Source organism: Mucilaginibacter sp. Mucisp86 (genome assembly GCF_047324315.1).
GTDB lineage: Bacteria > Bacteroidota > Bacteroidia > Sphingobacteriales > Sphingobacteriaceae > Mucilaginibacter.
This window is the reverse complement of the sequence record NZ_CP168503.1, coordinates 2,066,333-2,081,215: the sequence shown is the minus strand read 5'-3', so window position 1 is coordinate 2,081,215 and position 14,883 is coordinate 2,066,333. Positions and strand designations below refer to the sequence as shown.

At 41.8% G+C, this 14,883-nt stretch carries 14 protein-coding genes; 6 read left to right on the top strand and 8 right to left on the bottom strand.

Annotated features, from left to right (window positions below):
• Positions 1–13: 13 nt before the first annotated feature.
• From ACEN9X_RS08680 to ACEN9X_RS08670, 3 genes are all read right to left on the bottom strand, one after another.
• Positions 14–163 carry a hypothetical protein gene (locus ACEN9X_RS08680; protein WP_413669992.1) on the bottom strand — a complete coding sequence of 50 codons (150 nt, stop codon included), beginning with the start codon at positions 161–163 and terminating at the stop codon, positions 14–16.
• 6 nt (positions 164–169) lie between these two features.
• The gene (locus tag ACEN9X_RS08675) at positions 170–523 is read right to left on the bottom strand and encodes a DUF4199 domain-containing protein (RefSeq protein ID WP_413671124.1); all 354 of its coding nucleotides are present in this window, start codon (positions 521–523) and stop codon (positions 170–172) included.
• 142 nt (positions 524–665) lie between these two features.
• Positions 666–1,133, bottom strand: a complete 468-nt coding sequence (locus ACEN9X_RS08670; protein ID WP_413669991.1) for a response regulator transcription factor — start codon at positions 1,131–1,133, stop codon at positions 666–668.
• Between the two features lie 239 nt (positions 1,134–1,372).
• On the opposite strand from ACEN9X_RS08670, the gene ACEN9X_RS08665 reads away from it, so the two are divergent.
• Entirely contained in the window at positions 1,373–2,842 is a 1,470-nt protein-coding gene (locus ACEN9X_RS08665; protein ID WP_413669990.1) for an MAC/perforin domain-containing protein, read from the top strand.
• Positions 2,843–2,999: 157 nt separating this feature from the next.
• Here ACEN9X_RS08665 and ACEN9X_RS08660 read toward each other — a convergent pair whose 3' ends face one another.
• Positions 3,000–3,371 (bottom strand): hypothetical protein, encoded by a 372-nt coding sequence (locus ACEN9X_RS08660; protein ID WP_413669989.1) that lies wholly within the window; start codon positions 3,369–3,371, stop codon positions 3,000–3,002.
• Positions 3,372–3,537: 166 nt separating this feature from the next.
• Between ACEN9X_RS08660 and ACEN9X_RS08655 the strand changes: the two genes are divergently transcribed.
• Entirely contained in the window at positions 3,538–5,475 is a 1,938-nt protein-coding gene (locus ACEN9X_RS08655; RefSeq protein WP_413669988.1) for a DUF1800 domain-containing protein, read from the top strand.
• An 18-nt stretch (positions 5,476–5,493) separates the two neighbouring features.
• The gene (locus ACEN9X_RS08650) at positions 5,494–6,765 is read left to right on the top strand and encodes a DUF1501 domain-containing protein (RefSeq protein WP_413669987.1); all 1,272 of its coding nucleotides are present in this window, start codon (positions 5,494–5,496) and stop codon (positions 6,763–6,765) included.
• Positions 6,766–6,947: 182 nt separating this feature from the next.
• Here ACEN9X_RS08650 and ACEN9X_RS08645 read toward each other — a convergent pair whose 3' ends face one another.
• Positions 6,948–9,521, bottom strand: a complete 2,574-nt coding sequence (locus ACEN9X_RS08645; protein WP_413669986.1) for a TonB-dependent receptor — start codon at positions 9,519–9,521, stop codon at positions 6,948–6,950.
• A gap of 224 nt (positions 9,522–9,745) precedes the next feature.
• On the opposite strand from ACEN9X_RS08645, the gene ACEN9X_RS08640 reads away from it, so the two are divergent.
• Positions 9,746–10,246: an RICIN domain-containing protein gene (locus tag ACEN9X_RS08640; RefSeq protein ID WP_413669985.1), complete on the top strand. Its 501-nt coding sequence runs from the start codon at positions 9,746–9,748 to the stop codon at positions 10,244–10,246.
• A gap of 127 nt (positions 10,247–10,373) precedes the next feature.
• Here the strand turns inward: ACEN9X_RS08640 and ACEN9X_RS08635 are convergent, their stop codons facing one another.
• The 3 genes from ACEN9X_RS08635 to ACEN9X_RS08625 form a co-directional block, all read right to left on the bottom strand.
• Positions 10,374–10,766, bottom strand: coding sequence for an HIT family protein (locus ACEN9X_RS08635; RefSeq protein WP_413669984.1), 393 nt, complete (start codon positions 10,764–10,766; stop codon positions 10,374–10,376).
• Between the two features lie 114 nt (positions 10,767–10,880).
• A complete protein-coding gene (gene greA, locus ACEN9X_RS08630; RefSeq protein ID WP_091208700.1) occupies positions 10,881–11,354 on the bottom strand; it encodes a transcription elongation factor GreA in 474 nt (157 codons plus the stop codon).
• Positions 11,355–11,756: 402 nt separating this feature from the next.
• Complete coding sequence (locus ACEN9X_RS08625) at positions 11,757–12,767, bottom strand: hypothetical protein (protein WP_413669983.1); 1,011 nt, start codon at positions 12,765–12,767, stop codon at positions 11,757–11,759.
• A 394-nt stretch (positions 12,768–13,161) separates the two neighbouring features.
• Here ACEN9X_RS08625 and ACEN9X_RS08620 point away from each other — a divergent pair, with 394 nt between their 5' ends.
• Entirely contained in the window at positions 13,162–13,596 is a 435-nt protein-coding gene (locus ACEN9X_RS08620) for a DUF1569 domain-containing protein (RefSeq protein ID WP_413669982.1), read from the top strand.
• An 89-nt stretch (positions 13,597–13,685) separates the two neighbouring features.
• Positions 13,686–14,771 carry an acyltransferase family protein gene (locus tag ACEN9X_RS08615; protein WP_413669981.1) on the top strand — a complete coding sequence of 362 codons (1,086 nt, stop codon included), beginning with the start codon at positions 13,686–13,688 and terminating at the stop codon, positions 14,769–14,771.
• Positions 14,772–14,883 lie beyond the last annotated feature (112 nt).

Below are 14,883 nucleotides of genomic sequence, written 5' to 3'. Positions count from 1 at the left end.
GGCATAGCTGCTTTTAATTAGTAGCCAATTGCGGGCTGGCATTTTTGCGTTTCAGGATTAATGCCGCTATCAGCGCAATTACCAAACCAACAGGCAAGATCTCCATATAAGTAAGCACTATAACACCAAACGGGCTTTTATACATATTAACATACCCGGCCATGCTTGCTTACTGCTGTTTAAGTTCGGCATCTGTTGCGCCATGGGCTTTGGCTTCCTTTAAAACATGGGCAACGTATTTGGTCATGAAGTCAGGAAAGAAATTGTAGAGTTCGATAAGCCATATAATTACATAAACAGTTGAGGTGATCAGCACAATATAAAGACCAATCATAAAGGCTTTGCCGAAACTGATTACGCCTCCATTGTATTTATCGCGGTAATTTTTGATGGCTACAAATATTAGTGAGAAGGCCAGTAACATGGAGCCATAGCCCACCCACATGTTGCCCTGAAAGTTGGGATTATTATAACACAGGGCACCCGAAATGCCTCCGGTTGCGGCAATGATCAAACCGGAGATTGATCCAAAAACAAGTACATTCTTTTTTATATCGTTTTATGTTTTGATAGAACAAATTTGGCTTGTCAGAAACTTTTTGGGCTCATACTTTAGGGTGATTTTGAAAATACCGGCTAATTTCAGTACTAAAGTATGATCCTTTTTAGGGGATGATGGACAATCGTTTCCCCATTTCAACAGCTTGAGTACGGCGCTTTACCTCCATTTTTTCAAATACCTTTGCGGAATGCGTTTTGATGGTATTTAACGATACAAACAACCGCTCCGAGATTTCCTGGTTGCTTAGTCCTTCGGCCATCAATTGCAAAACATCCAGCTCGCGTTTACTGAGGCCCAGTTTTTCTACTTCGCGTTGGTTAATGGTAAATTCAGGTCCGCTATTTACATACACCTGTTTTTCTATCACTACAGTTTTAGGTTTGGTAAGTTTAAGTGCAAGCCAGATACCGAGTGCGGTAAAAAGCACGGCTATAGCACCCATGTACACCTCATAAGCGTTATTAACTATTACAAACTTTAATTCCAGCCATTTTAGCAAAAAAAGCAATACGGCAAGGCACAGCCCGTATAGTATGGTGTGCTTATTTTTTGCCAGCAGGTTTGAAGCCATGTTATGGTAACCGATTTACATTAAATTTAGGATATTTTAAACAAAGCAAGAAAAGCCTGTAAACAAAAAAAAAGTTGCCCATAAATCTGCTATTTTATGTTATTTATAATCAGTTATTTAAAGTTTATATAACTAAATAATTTATCCAATAAGCATTTTTTTAACATATATTTAACCTAAAAGATGTATTTATTAATTTATTAATAGTATTTTTGTGAACTAAATCTTATTAATAAATCATGGTAAAAAGCCTAAACCCCAAGTTTTTAGCTGCGGGAGCAGTTATTTTATTTACATCCATTTTTTCAAGTTGTACAAAAGATCTTGTCCGTGCGCCTGGAGCAGATAATGTACAATCATCAAAATTAACTACGCATTCTGGCGTAGATAATAAGTATGACCTGCTTGGTTTTGGTTATGATATAACCGGAGAGTATGCCAGCTCAAATTCTGCAACCTACCCTGTGATCGACATGGACAAACTGGTACAAAATGAACCCGGCCGATATGTACCGGATAATAATGTTAGCCAGTATGCCGAATACGCCGCTGGTGGGAACGCTTCGGATTATTTGCATAGCCTAACAGTAAATACTACTTCAACACTAACCCCGGCAGGAGCAAGTAAGTTTTGGAGCGCAACACTTACGGTAAACTTTCATGAAACAAGTAAAATTTCATCAAAATATTCGTATGCAAGCGCTTCGCTTATCATAAAGCAAAAAAGGTTAAAATTTAATGCGCCGATTGATCTGATTAAAAGCACCTACTTAACTTCTGTATTTAAGTCAGACGTTGCCTCCATGTCGGCCCAGCAGCTGGTGACCAAATATGGTACCCATGTTTTAACGGATATTATTTTAGGTGCCAAGCTAAATGTTTTTTATCGCTCACAAACCTCAAGCTCCAATAGGGGACTATCTGTAAAAGCGGGTTTAGACGTGCACGGTATGTTCCGCACATTTGGATTTAAATCAGACGTAACTTATGCGGATTCGTCTGTAAATTCAAATTATGACCAGACAATGTATTACAGCACCGTGGGCGGCGATGGAACTAAAGGAGTATTTGGTCAGCTAAGCCTGGATAATAGCGCTCCTAAAGTAGATATTGCTCCATGGCAAAGCACTTGCACTCGTGACAATGCTGCTTTTATACAAATAAGCAATGCACCTGGTACCCTCATCCAGCTTTCAGATTTGATTGATGACGCTGCGAAAAAGCAAGCGGTAGCAGATTATATTACACAGTATTTGGCAAGTCATAATGTCATTACATTGATTTATGGAACAACTCCTTTGTACAGGTGTTTTAATACCAGGAATGGCGACCGTATATTAACCGAAAAACCGCAAGAATTGGCCGGAAATTCAGACTGGCGCATAGAATCGCAGATGGGTTTAATATATACAGATTCATCAATGCCCGGGACAAAACCGTTATACAGGTACTTATTAGCAGGTGTTCAACATTTCTTCACTACCAATTTTAATGAGTTGGGAAATGGTTCGGGTTCAACTGTTCTTGAAGGTATCCCGGGATACCTTAGCAGTACCCAAATAACAGGAACAATACCTATTTACCGTTACGCTCCAGTTAAAGGCGGTGCGCATTTTTATACCACCAACTTTAATGAATTGGGCAATGCCGGCGGTAACAGCGGATATGTTTACGAGGGTATAATAGGATACATTCAACAACAACAATAGTTATTCCCTACAAAGTTTAGTAACCAAAAGAAGAGGCTGTCTCACACCACCAGTGTGACAGCCTCTTTTATTTAATTGAGTAGGCGGAGAACCTTTTCATTTACGCTCCGGGTTGCTCATTTATATGATGCACCCTTGTATTTCAAGTAAATTCAGATTATTCTGTTCCTTTTTTCACTGCATCTTTTTTAGCCTTCTTTTCGGCTTTCATTTCAGCGTAAGCCTTTTTCTGCTCCGGTGTAAATATCTTGTCGAGTTTTTCAGTTGCCTGTTTTTTGATCTTCTGATCGGCCAGGTGACTTGTTTTTTTATCTTGTTTTAATTTTTTCAGGCTATCAATGCTTGTAGCCTGGGCCAGTAAAACCGCATTTACTTTTTTGGTTTGGTCGGCAGTGAGTTTCAGATGTTTTTGCAGATGTTCGGTTTTATTGCCGGCTTTTTGAGCAGGTGTTTTTTCAACTTTCTGTTGTGCGCTTGCAGTAAAGCTCAGCCCGCCGGCCAGGGCCAGCATCATCAGTATTTTTTTCATGGTTCGTTATTTTTTTGGATAATTAAAGCTATTGACAATATAGATGGGTTTTAGTTTAAATAGCTAAATATTTAAGTTTGTTTTACAATTAAATTAAACCAAACGGCCTTTTTATGGTCGTATAGTAGCATATAAGTTAAATCTTTTAATTAATAACCCGGACACTATGAAAAAGGCTGTTAAGTACTGGTGTGGCTTTGTTTTGTTGTTGAGTGTTTTTACCGTACTTACTGCCTTTTTGCCGGGCTACCCTGTAAATCCCGATTTAAAATTTCCTTATAAAAAAGCCGGCTTAATCCCCGAACAGGCTGCGGCTCATTTACTAAGCCGTTTTACATACGGCGCAACACCCGGTGAAGTAGAAGAAGTAGTTAAAATTGGCCCGGAAAAATGGTTCGCCGCTCAATTGGATGCCCAAATGCCGGATGATTCCCTAAATCAGCTTCTGGATAAATATGATGCTTTGAAATTAACTAATACCCAAGTTGTAGCGCAATATCCCAAAGGGGGCCAGGTTTTACGTATGGCCGTAAAAGACGGCGTTGTTAATAAAGATTCGGTAAAAACTGATAGAAAGGCTTATCGCGATCAGTTGCAAAATTATATGCAGCAAAACGGTTTAAAACCTGAGCAGGAATTGCTTCGCCAGTTTATCAATCAAAAAATATTAAGAGCTGCTTATAGCAATAACCAGTTACAAGAGGTGATGACCAGCTTTTGGTTTAACCATTTCAACGTGTCCGTTGTTAAAAATGATTGCTCTCAGTTTATTCCGGCTTATGAGCGTGATGTGATCCGTCCTAATGCTTTGGGGAAATTTAATGACCTATTACTGGCCACTGCCAAATCTCCGGCTATGCTGTATTACCTGGATAATTTCAGCAGTTCGGGCAATAACGATAACATGCAGCAAGGCGACCAGACCCCTCGCAGGCGTTTAATGTTACAAATGCAAAATGCGGATACAAGCCGTGTGGCTAATATCCCCAAACTAAAGGCAAAAAAAGCCCAGGGGCTTAATGAAAATTACGCCCGTGAGGTAATGGAACTGCATACCCTTGGGGTAGATGGTGGTTATACCCAGCAGGATGTAACCCAGGCAGCAAGAGTACTTACTGGTTGGTCTGTTTACCCTATGGGGGCTTATGGCAATGCCGGTCAAAAGTTAATGAACCGCATTGGTGATGATAAATTGCAAAGCCGTGGTTTTGTTCATGAAGGCGATTTTTTATTTAATCCCAACAGGCATGATAGTGGTGAAAAAGTAGTCTTAGGCCATCATTTTGCAGCCGGCGGCGGTTATGATGAAGGAGTGCAACTGCTTACCATGCTGGCCCATCAGCAAGCTACCGCAAAGTTTATCTCAAAGAAATTAGCTACCCGTTTTGTGAGCGATAATCCACCGCAATCGCTTATTGATAAAATGGCGCGCGCCTTTATGAATAAAGATGGCGATATTAAACAGGTATTGATCACCATGGTTGATGCGCCGGAGTTTTGGAGCGCGATGGCCGTGAGAGAAAAAACGAAATCGCCTTTTGAACTGGCCATAGGTTCGGTGCGTGCTTTGCATGCCGACGTTAATCAGCCTTACCAGTTGTTTAACTGGATCAACAAAATGGGCGAAAAGATCTATTACTACCAGGCTCCCACAGGCTTTCCTGATAAGGGCCAGTACTGGATCAATACCGGCGCGCTGCTTAACCGGATGAATTTTGGTTTGGCGCTGGCATCGGGCAGGATTCCCGGAGTAAAGGTTGATCTGGCGGCACTCAATAATCATCACGAACCCGAAAGCGCCGAGGCTGCACTTACTACATATACCAAATTGATATTGCCGGGACGCCCTCTTGATGAAACCATCAAACGGCTTACCCCCATGCTTAATGATCCTAAGCTCATGGAAAAGGTTGACGAAGCCAGCGCCAAAACTCCTGCTGCAACTATGGCGCCCGCTAATGACGAAATGATGGCTCAACAACCAGGCTTGAAAGGCAAGCGAAAAAATAATTTTATAGCGATGCAAGCCACAACTGGCAATAATTCAATGCTGGCACAGGTGGTTGGAGTAATTATTGGTTCGCCCGAATATCAGAGGCGGTAACAGCAGGAGGATTTAAAAATGGTATCAAGAAGAGGATTTTTAAAATCGGGCGGACTGGCCCTTTTAGGCGTAGGTTTGCTGGGAGGCATTCCCGGCTTTTTGGCCGAGGCTGCTGCAAGCGAAAAGATCTTATCGCCCTATAAAAAGAAAAAAACGCTGGTTTGCATTTTCCAGCGCGGTGCTATGGATGGCCTCATGGCGGTTACCCCTTTTACAGATGACTATTTGAAAGCCGCCCGGCCAAACCTGTTTATGTCGGCAGCAAAAAGTGGTGCAGGTAATCCGCTGATTGATCTGGATGGCCGTTTTGGTCTGCATCCTGCCATGAAAGCCTTTGAACCTACGTTTCGTGAAAAAAGATTAGGGATAGTGCATGGTATTGGTTCACCCAATAATACCCGATCGCATTTTGATGCCCAGGATTACATGGAATCGGGCACACCGTTCAATAAAGGCACTTCAAGCGGTTGGCTTAACCGTGCTGTGGGATTACTTGGCCATGATGCGCTTACGCCTTTTACTGCTGTGAGCATGACCTCGGCCATGCCGCGTTCTTTTTATGGCGATAACCCTTCGGTAGCCATCAGTAACCTGCAGGATTTTGCTATCCAGATGCGTGGTAATCCTACAGGAGCCAACATGGCGGCCAAAAGCTTTGAAGACCTCTATGATCAAACGGCATCCGGCCTGCTGAAACAAACCGGGAAGGAAAGCTTTGAAGCCATGAAGATGCTTCAGAAAACCGACATTAAAAATTATACGCCTGCAAACGGTGCTGTTTACCCTAATTCGGCATTGGGCAATTCGTTAAAACAAATAGCCCAGCTCATTAAAATGGATGTTGGCCTTGAGGTAGCCTTTGCCGAATCAAACAGCTGGGACACCCACTTTAACCAGGGCACTGAGAATGGCATCTTTGCCCGTAACGTTGCCGACTTAAGCAATAGCATGATGGCGCTGTGGACAGACCTCGGAACTTATCAGGATGATGTTACCGTAATGACTATGACCGAATTTGGCCGTACCGTTCATCAAAACGGAACCGGCGGTACGGATCATGGCCGCGCCTCCTGCAACTTTATTTTAGGCAATGATGTAAACGGTGGTTTAGTTTATGGCGATGTAAAGCCATTAGCTATCGAAAACCTTGAAGATGGCCGCGACCTTGCCGTAACTACCGATTTCAGAAGCGTGTTCAGCGCTGTTGCCGATAAGCACCTCGCGATAAATAATGATCACATACTTTTCCCGGATTGGAAAGGGGACAGGGTGAATGTGATGAGGGGATAAAATAATTCTGCCGCGGGTTTAGCGATAGCGTAACCCGTGGTTAAACATAGCTGAAGTTTCCAACTTCAGCGCCAAAATGAGACAGACTTGCAGTTCAAGTACTTGAAAACAGGCCAGAATTATACTTTTAAAGACTTACGAAGCTTTCAAAATTTCGTAAGTCTGAAATGAAAAAAAAACAATTACTTAATAGTATAAGTAAGCGTAGTATAATAAAAGCCACCAATCGACGGGCCTCCTAAAAACGAATTATAATATTTATTGGTGAGGTTGCTGGCGCCCAGTTTTACATTCAATTTGGTTTTCAGGAAATCATAGTTAACCTGCGCATCAATGATTCCATAGTGGTCTACGTTGCCATTTACTAAAAACGATTGCCAGTAATAGCCACTTTGCCACTTATAGGTTACATTAAACCCTAAATTGCCTGCCACCCTATTACCGCCGAAAGAGCAATTAGTGATCCATTGCGGTGTGTTGAAGCCATCTTCAAGCGCGTCCTCATTGGTTGTGCGCTGTAACTTAGCATACGAGGCATTGCCCGATAATTGCAGGTTGGCTGGCAAGTGATAGGTAAGCCCAATGCTACCACCAATATTGGTAACCTTACTTTGCGAATTGGTCCATACCCGGTAGCGGGCCTGCTTAGTTTTATCATTCAGATAGTAAGGGATCGAATCGGCTTTTTGGGTATTGGGTACATTGATCTCTACCTGGGCAATAAAGTGATCATATTTGTTGTAGTAAAAGTCAGCATCGGCACTCAGCTTCCCATCAAAAAATAATGCCTTATAACCGGCTTCAAATGAGTTAATATGCTCAGGCTGCAAATAGGTATAAGGGTTCTTTTTTAATAATCCTTTTTCTTTTTCGATAGCTGCGTTTGTTGAAATCCCCTGGTTAAAATTATTTTTAACGGCAGTTTGGAAAGCATCAATTGAAGTACGCAGATACGAATTTTCAAAAATGCCGTTTGATACCACACGTAAACCTCCAATGCGTTTAACCCCGCCGCTGTTTACGTTAGAAAAAGCTTCGAAAATACTCGGAAACCGGTAGCCGCTTTGAAATGATACCCGGATGTTATGCTCAACAACCGGCGAAAATACCAATGTAAAACGAGGGTTAAGCTTCAGGTCAAAGTAATCATTCCTGTCGCCGCGCAGGGTGGCCGATAGTTTAAGTTTATTGTCCCAAAGCTCTTTTGAGGCTTGTATAAAACCGCCCGTTTTGCTGTAATCTAAATTACTGAACTCCTTGCCGGGCACATAGTTAATGAAGTAATTGCCATCGGGATGAATGATATAAGTACGATGGTCAAACCCGGCAAGCAGATCCAGCCCGGTTTGTTTGATAAAATCTTTTGAAATGGCTTTTGAAATATCTGCCTGTCCTTCTATATGAAACAGATCGTCTTTAACGCGTAGGGCCGAACCTACGTCCCAATTATTAATATCGGCAAGTTTGTTAAGGGTGGCATTAAAGGCGGGCGTTCCGGGCTGATATCGACCCGCATCGGCAAACTGGCGGGCCTGGTTCAGGGCTTGCTGCACATTGGCCCCTGCGGAGGTGGCATTATTAAAACCTTTGGTAAAATCGGCATACCAGTCGTTGTCACTTTTAAAGTTGCGGTCTATGTTTTCGCCGGCAGAACGCAGGTTGTATGATTTGCCGGTATTTTCGATAGTAAGGTAGGTACGCACCTGGAAAATATCATTCTTTAACTCCAGCGCGTGCTGCTGCAAGGTATAGCCCTTAAGCCTGAAACGGTTGGCCCGCTGATAAATATTATCCAGATCGCCAAAACAGAAGGTATAGGTAAGTTGTGTGTTAGCATTGAATTTATAAGCCAGCGCTGCATCCAGCTTCACATTGTGCAGCCCGTAGCTGGTAAGGTCTTTTTCGGCATATCCAGTGCGGGCAACCGAATACTGTTTGCCGCCGAGGGTGATGGTTTTCCTGTCGGATGATTCATTGCCATAGCCATTAATAGGATCATAGGCAGGGTTCTGCGGCCCGCCGGGAATACCGAGTTTGGTGTTGGCCGCAGCATTTTGATCGGTGGTGTTGTCGGCTATCCAATCGTAACCAGTGGTATAAGTACCATTCAATTTAAATGCGAATTTCGGCGAAAGCACCTGCGCTATCCTGAAACTGGTTTCTGAAAAGCTTTTTACCCCCGTTTCTTTATCGCCTACGTGGTTGATACCCGTTTTTTGTTGAATGGTAATACCGGGCGAAGTAAAAGGATCTTTGGTGATAAAATTCGCAAGTCCGTTTATCGCGTTCAGGCCGTAAAGCGCAGACGCAGTGCCGGGTATGATCTCCACGCTTTCAATATCAAGATCGCTCGGCCCGAGCGCATTGCCTATAGGGGCACCTAAATGCGGTGCCTGGTTATCAATCCCATCAACCAATTGGGTAAAGCGCACATTGGTGGTATTGGCAAAACCGCGGGTGTTAATGATCCTGAAGCCAAGGCTGGGGGTAATAAGCTGCACGCCTTTTACATTTTCAAGGGCATCAAAAAACGACGGCGCTGCCGAAAGTTTGAATGCTGATGCCCTGATCTTCTCGATACTTACCGGCGAGCGTAAAATACTCTCGCTGATGCGGGATGCGGAGACAACTACTTCCTGCAGTTGCTTCTTTTTAATGGTAGTTGTATCGGCAGGGACTTTCCTGAGTGTGTCTTGCGCGTTCGCTGCTAAACACGTGCTTAATACTGATAAAGTTAAAAGTAGTTTTTTGTTCATGTGGTTTTTTAGGTTGCGACCATTAAAGTGAAGTGTAAAAATAACGTTATGTTTTAAAAAACATAACGATGGTGACGAAATTGGGATCTGCCGGGTTAGTCGGTTTTATCGCTAAAACCTTACACATAATTTGGCTCCTTTGATACGTATTGACGAAAAACTGAACTGATTTGTATAACAGCTGTTTATGCTTTGTATCTAAATTTGTTTAAACCGATATACCTATGAAAAGATTTGTCTTTTTGTTATGTTTCCTGTTGCCTGGTCTTGTCGTTTCGGCCCAGCAAATTAAAGGGACTTATGCTATTAGAAATGAGCAAACCGGTATGCTGTTACGGGTTAAAGACGCACAATCGGCCAATGGTACCCCGCTGGTAGCCTATTACCCCGAAAACTGGAAATGCATGACCTGGGATTTTCAACATGTGGAAGGCAGCACTTATAAACTGAAGAATCTTTTCACCAGTAAAACCTTTCAACCGGTAACCGAAGCCAATGCCGGAGTAGCACTGGAAGAGCAACCGCTTAATGCAGATAATGCTAATCAGCAATACGAGTTTGAGCCGATAGATAAAGATACTTTCCTGATTAAACTAAAAGGTACCGACCTGTACCTTACCCCATCCGACAAAAAGGGTAGTGTCAATTCAAAGATCATCCTCGCCAAGAAAACAAATACAAAGGATCAGTACTGGGATATTTACCAGCAATCGCCAACCATGTAATCATTAAAAGTAGTTAAATTTTATGGCGGGTTAATTTACCTGAGTATCAATCAGGTAAAAAAAAGCCGCATCGTTATATTTTGATGCGGCTTTTGTAATGTTATAATGTAAAAAGCTCTTTCTCTGATTAGCCAATAGCCTGTCTTATCTTTTCGGCAGTAGCATTAAATTGCTCGGGTGTGAACTTTTGTTTTGGGGCCGAAAAGTTAATGCTGCTCATTTCATTCATCGGGATAAGGTGGATATGTGCATGAGGAACATCAAGTCCCATTACGGCCACACCAACCCTGGGGCACGGAACAGCTTCTTTTAAGGCAACAGCTACTTTTTTGGCGAATAGCTGCAAGCCTGTATAAGTATCATCATCCAGATCAAAAAGATAATCAACCTCCTTTTTGGGGATCACCAGCACATGGCCTTCCGTAAGCGGAAAAATATCTAAAAAGGCCAAAAAATTATCGTTCTCGGCCACTTTATAAGCCGGGATTTCGCCTGCAACTATTTTTGAAAAGATGGTCATTGGTAGTGAGTGGTTGATTGTGTTGATTGGGTGAGTGGTTGGATTTGTTTAGATAATTGATTAGTTGAACGATTGGTTATAACCTCTTAACCATTCACCTAACCACTTAACCAATTACCTGCTTATTTCCAGGATCTCAAATTCAATTTTGCCTGCAGGTACGGTGATCTCGGTTTTTTCGCCAACTTTTTTACCAAGCAGGCCTTTAGCTATCGGCGATGCTACAGAGATTTTGCCGGTTTTCAGATCGGCTTCACTTTCTGATACCAGCTGATAACTCATGGTAGCACCGTTTTTAAGGTTCTTGATCTTAACAACAGATAGTGCCAGCACTTTTGATGTATCTATTTTTGATTCATCAAGCAGGCGGGCATTTGCCAATGTTTCCTGTAACTGAGCTATTTTAGCCTCATGTAAACCCTGGGCTTCTTTAGCAGCATCGTATTCGGCATTTTCCGAAAGATCGCCTTTGTCACGTGCTTCAGCGATTGCTCTTGATATATCGGCACGGCCGGTTGTTTTTAATCTTTGTAGTTCTTCTTTTAATTTCTCTAAACCATCTTTGGTATAGTATGATACCTCTGCCATAACGCAAAAATTAATTAATATTTATTCCTGTCTGTAAACCAAAAAAAACCGCCCTTCCCTGTTTTAAGAAAGGACGCAACGCTTATAAAAGCAAACAAGACTATATAAGCCCTTTGCTTACATAGTCTTGCTATTTGGTAATTAACGAAGATAAGTGATTTAAGTTTTATTATCCAAATTTTTAAAGAGGGATTTTTTATTGTGTTTATGACGATTTATTTTTATCGGAGATTAATAAAGCCATAACTCAAAGTTCTTATTGCCACTTATTTATCCTTTCGGGCTTTTTCTGAAACTGTGCTGATAATGATTTTATCCTTGCTTTTAACAATAATCTGCGTCCTTCAATACTCCGGGTAAAAATAAGTTCGCAGGGGCCAACCAGCCTTTCCCATTGCTGGCTCAAATAAACTGCTCATACAGCTTCCTTGTATCTTTATTACAATCAAATCTGATCTCATTTTTTATTCGCTCACTCAGCACATCATTTTCTTTTAATATTTCAACAACACGTTTCCGGCACAAGCCGCAGGTGTTTTTATCATAAAGAGCCTCCAATGGTTCCCGGCATTCTGGTGTTTTATTGGCGTAATAAATATTGGTAATGTCAATTACCAAACCTTCTAACTCATCGCCAGTACTGGCTTTTTTCACGAGAGTGGTCAGCAGTTTTTGATCACCTTTTTTATAATTTTCTATTAGAATTTTAGCAAAAAATGCAGGGCGCTTGCTAACAGCGATTTGTTCCAAAGCAAGCTGCCTGATATTTTTACCTTTGAAAAGACCAAGCGCTTGAATAGCCAATATCACAATTCTCATGTTCCTTGCGGTGTCTTTAAGGGCCAGATTAAAAAGGAGCTCTTTATCAAGCGGAAACTTATGCTTTGTGAAAACCCGCAGTAATTTTTCGATGTTACTTTTATTTCGTTCAATTAAAAGTTGCTGTGCTATTAATTCGAGTTCGGCGCGTTTTAGTTTTCTATTAAGAAACCAAGTCCTGCTTTGCCGCAACAGGGCTTCTTTAACTATATTTTTATAAATGAGAGTGGGTTTAACCTGTTCATTGCGCTGGCCTATATTCCGCCGTACATCATCAGTATATATCCTGATAAAGCGGTTTTGCTCAGCAGCAATATCCAATTGTGTCCAGACATCAATTTCTGGATTTTCTTTTTGAAAGCTTTTAATGAGGTCATCGTCCTGCCAATCTTCCGGATCTTTTTCAAGGCGTTTGCCAAATTCTTCTGCAATAAATTTGAGGCCTTCCAGTCCATCAAGTTCCATGATCTGGTATGTACCAGCCCAGTCCGATCTCCAAATAGGATTATGAACGAAGCCATCATAAATAGCCCGTTTGGCTTCGGCATCACCCTCCTGGGCAAATATTTTAGTTAGGCCAAAAAGCTGTGTCAATGTCCAGGTATCTTTTTGAGGTTTTAAAAGGGCTTTCAGCACAGCCTTTTTTATTTTGTCTTTTTTACCTGAATGGTTGATTAATTCAACAAGATACTCTTCCCTGCTGTGTTCACATTGCCCGTCGTACGCGAAATTCTTAACGCAAGCTTTAATAATCTCCTCCGAAAAATCTATACCAGGATGGCTTTGGATCAGCAAATGTGTTTCACCGGTGCCCCGGCGTATGGCGCTTTGAAATTTTTGTTTGATAAGGCTGGTTTCTGACATCAGAAGGTATTGTGTCCATTTTATTGTTGCAAGCTACTAAAAAAACAAATTTAACATGGTGTTAAGAAATTGATCACCAATTTGTACCTATCTTTCCCTCATGGTCTTACCCAATATTTTTACAGTGCAGATAGCTGATGATGTGATCAGCCGCATCAACAAACTAACTCCGCAAACTTCACCACAATGGGGTAAAATGAACGTTGCTCAAATGCTGGCTCACTGCTGTGTAACATACGAAATGGTTTATGAAGATAAACACCCCAAGCCCAACGCCTTCATGAAGCTGATCCTTAAAATGCTGGTTAAAAACAAAGTAGCAAGCGAAGTTCCTTATAAGCGCAACAATCCAACTGCGCCTGCTTTCATTATAACGGATGAGCGGGATTTTACAACCGAAAAAGAGCGGTTGATCAATTATATCCGTAAAACGCAGCAATTAGGTGAAAGCGCTTTTGATGGGCGCGAGTCGCATTCATTTGGCCCGTTAACACATACCGAGTGGAATAATATGTTTTATAAACATCTTGATCATCACCTTACCCAGTTTGGCTGTTAAAAACCTAATTGAAAATGCAGGCTCTTTAGTCGGCACATTTTTGTTTACTTAGCAAACCAGGTTCCTGCACCCAACCTGGATAACTTAATATGGAAAAACTGAATCCCGGAATCCTTAAAACCAAGCAACATTTTGAAATTCTTGACGGCCTGCGGGGCGTAGCAGCTATAGCTGTTGTTACCTTCCATTTTATGGAGATAGCTTACTCCGATTACAGTAAGGATTTTATAGGTCACGGTTTCCTGGCTGTTGATTTTTTCTTTTGCCTTTCTGGCTTTGTAATTGGCTACGCTTATGATGACAGGATAGGTAAAATGGGCATCAAAGAGTTTTTTAAATCGAGGTTGATCAGGCTGCATCCGCTTGTTGTTTTTGGCTCGGTATTGGGCTTGCTGGGGTTTATATTTGATCCGTTTAACGCTCAGCCTATCGCCCGTAGCGCAGGTAGTATATTACTGTTGTTTCTTAGCTCGATATTCATGATCCCCAACGCAACCATGACCGAGCGATATTTTAACCTGTTTGGTTTTAATGCACCCGCATGGTCATTGTTTTGGGAATATGCAGCCAATATTGTTTATGCGTTTGTGCTCTGTCGCCTTCACCGGCGCTATCTGATAGTGCTTGCAGTGATTTCGGCAGTGGGCATTTGCTATGTAGCCGGCCGTTCGGGTAATTTGATGGGCGGCTGGAGCGGCGATACTTTTTGGGATGGAGGTGTGCGGATAGCCTATTCTTTTACCGCCGGTTTGCTGATTTACCGTTATAATCTTATCATAAAAAATAAGCTTGGTTTTATTGGTCTTTCAATTTTATTAATGCTGGCTTTCCTGATGCCATTCTCATCCTGGAACTGGCTTAGCGAACCTTTTGTAGTTATTATTTATTTCCCGTTGCTGGTTGCATTAGGGGCGGGCACTGTTCTTAATAATAGCTTTCGTAAACTATGCGTTTTTTCGGGCAATATCTCCTATCCCTTATACATGACACATTACTTTGTGATGTGGATGTTTGGCAGTTATTATGCAGCAAATAAACCCGATGCAGCACACCTGGCATATATCATTATCCCCGGTTTAATTGTGCTTATTGCATTGGCCTACCTTGTTATGAAAGTGTATGATATCCCATTACGCCGATATCTTACAGAAAGAAGAAAGCAAGCTGTTAAGTAAAAGGAAATAGCATTATACTTGAGCTTAATTAAAGGTTAAGCGCGCGGCTTACTAATACAGGTAAATTTAAAATCTGCATGTTTAAAGTGCTGAAAAAGTGTTTTTTATACAC

Bases quoted from the DNA above. Each gene is read 5' to 3' on its own strand.
- ACEN9X_RS08680 (WP_413669992.1), bottom strand. From the start codon at position 163: ATGGCCGGGTATGTTAATATGTATAAAAGCCCGTTTGGTGTTATAGTG.
- ACEN9X_RS08615 (WP_413669981.1), top strand. From the start codon at position 13,686: ATGGAAAAACTGAATCCCGGAATCCTTAAAACCAAGCAACATTTTGAA.
- ACEN9X_RS08660 (WP_413669989.1), bottom strand. From the start codon at position 3,371: ATGAAAAAAATACTGATGATGCTGGCCCTGGCCGGCGGGCTGAGCTTT.
- ACEN9X_RS08665 (WP_413669990.1), top strand. From the start codon at position 1,373: ATGGTAAAAAGCCTAAACCCCAAGTTTTTAGCTGCGGGAGCAGTTATT.
- greA (WP_091208700.1), bottom strand. From the start codon at position 11,354: ATGGCAGAGGTATCATACTATACCAAAGATGGTTTAGAGAAATTAAAA.
- ACEN9X_RS08655 (WP_413669988.1), top strand. From the start codon at position 3,538: ATGAAAAAGGCTGTTAAGTACTGGTGTGGCTTTGTTTTGTTGTTGAGT.
- ACEN9X_RS08670 (WP_413669991.1), bottom strand. From the start codon at position 1,133: ATGGCTTCAAACCTGCTGGCAAAAAATAAGCACACCATACTATACGGG.
- ACEN9X_RS08645 (WP_413669986.1), bottom strand. From the start codon at position 9,521: ATGAACAAAAAACTACTTTTAACTTTATCAGTATTAAGCACGTGTTTA.
- ACEN9X_RS08650 (WP_413669987.1), top strand. From the start codon at position 5,494: ATGGTATCAAGAAGAGGATTTTTAAAATCGGGCGGACTGGCCCTTTTA.
- ACEN9X_RS08635 (WP_413669984.1), bottom strand. From the start codon at position 10,766: ATGACCATCTTTTCAAAAATAGTTGCAGGCGAAATCCCGGCTTATAAA.
- ACEN9X_RS08640 (WP_413669985.1), top strand. From the start codon at position 9,746: ATGAAAAGATTTGTCTTTTTGTTATGTTTCCTGTTGCCTGGTCTTGTC.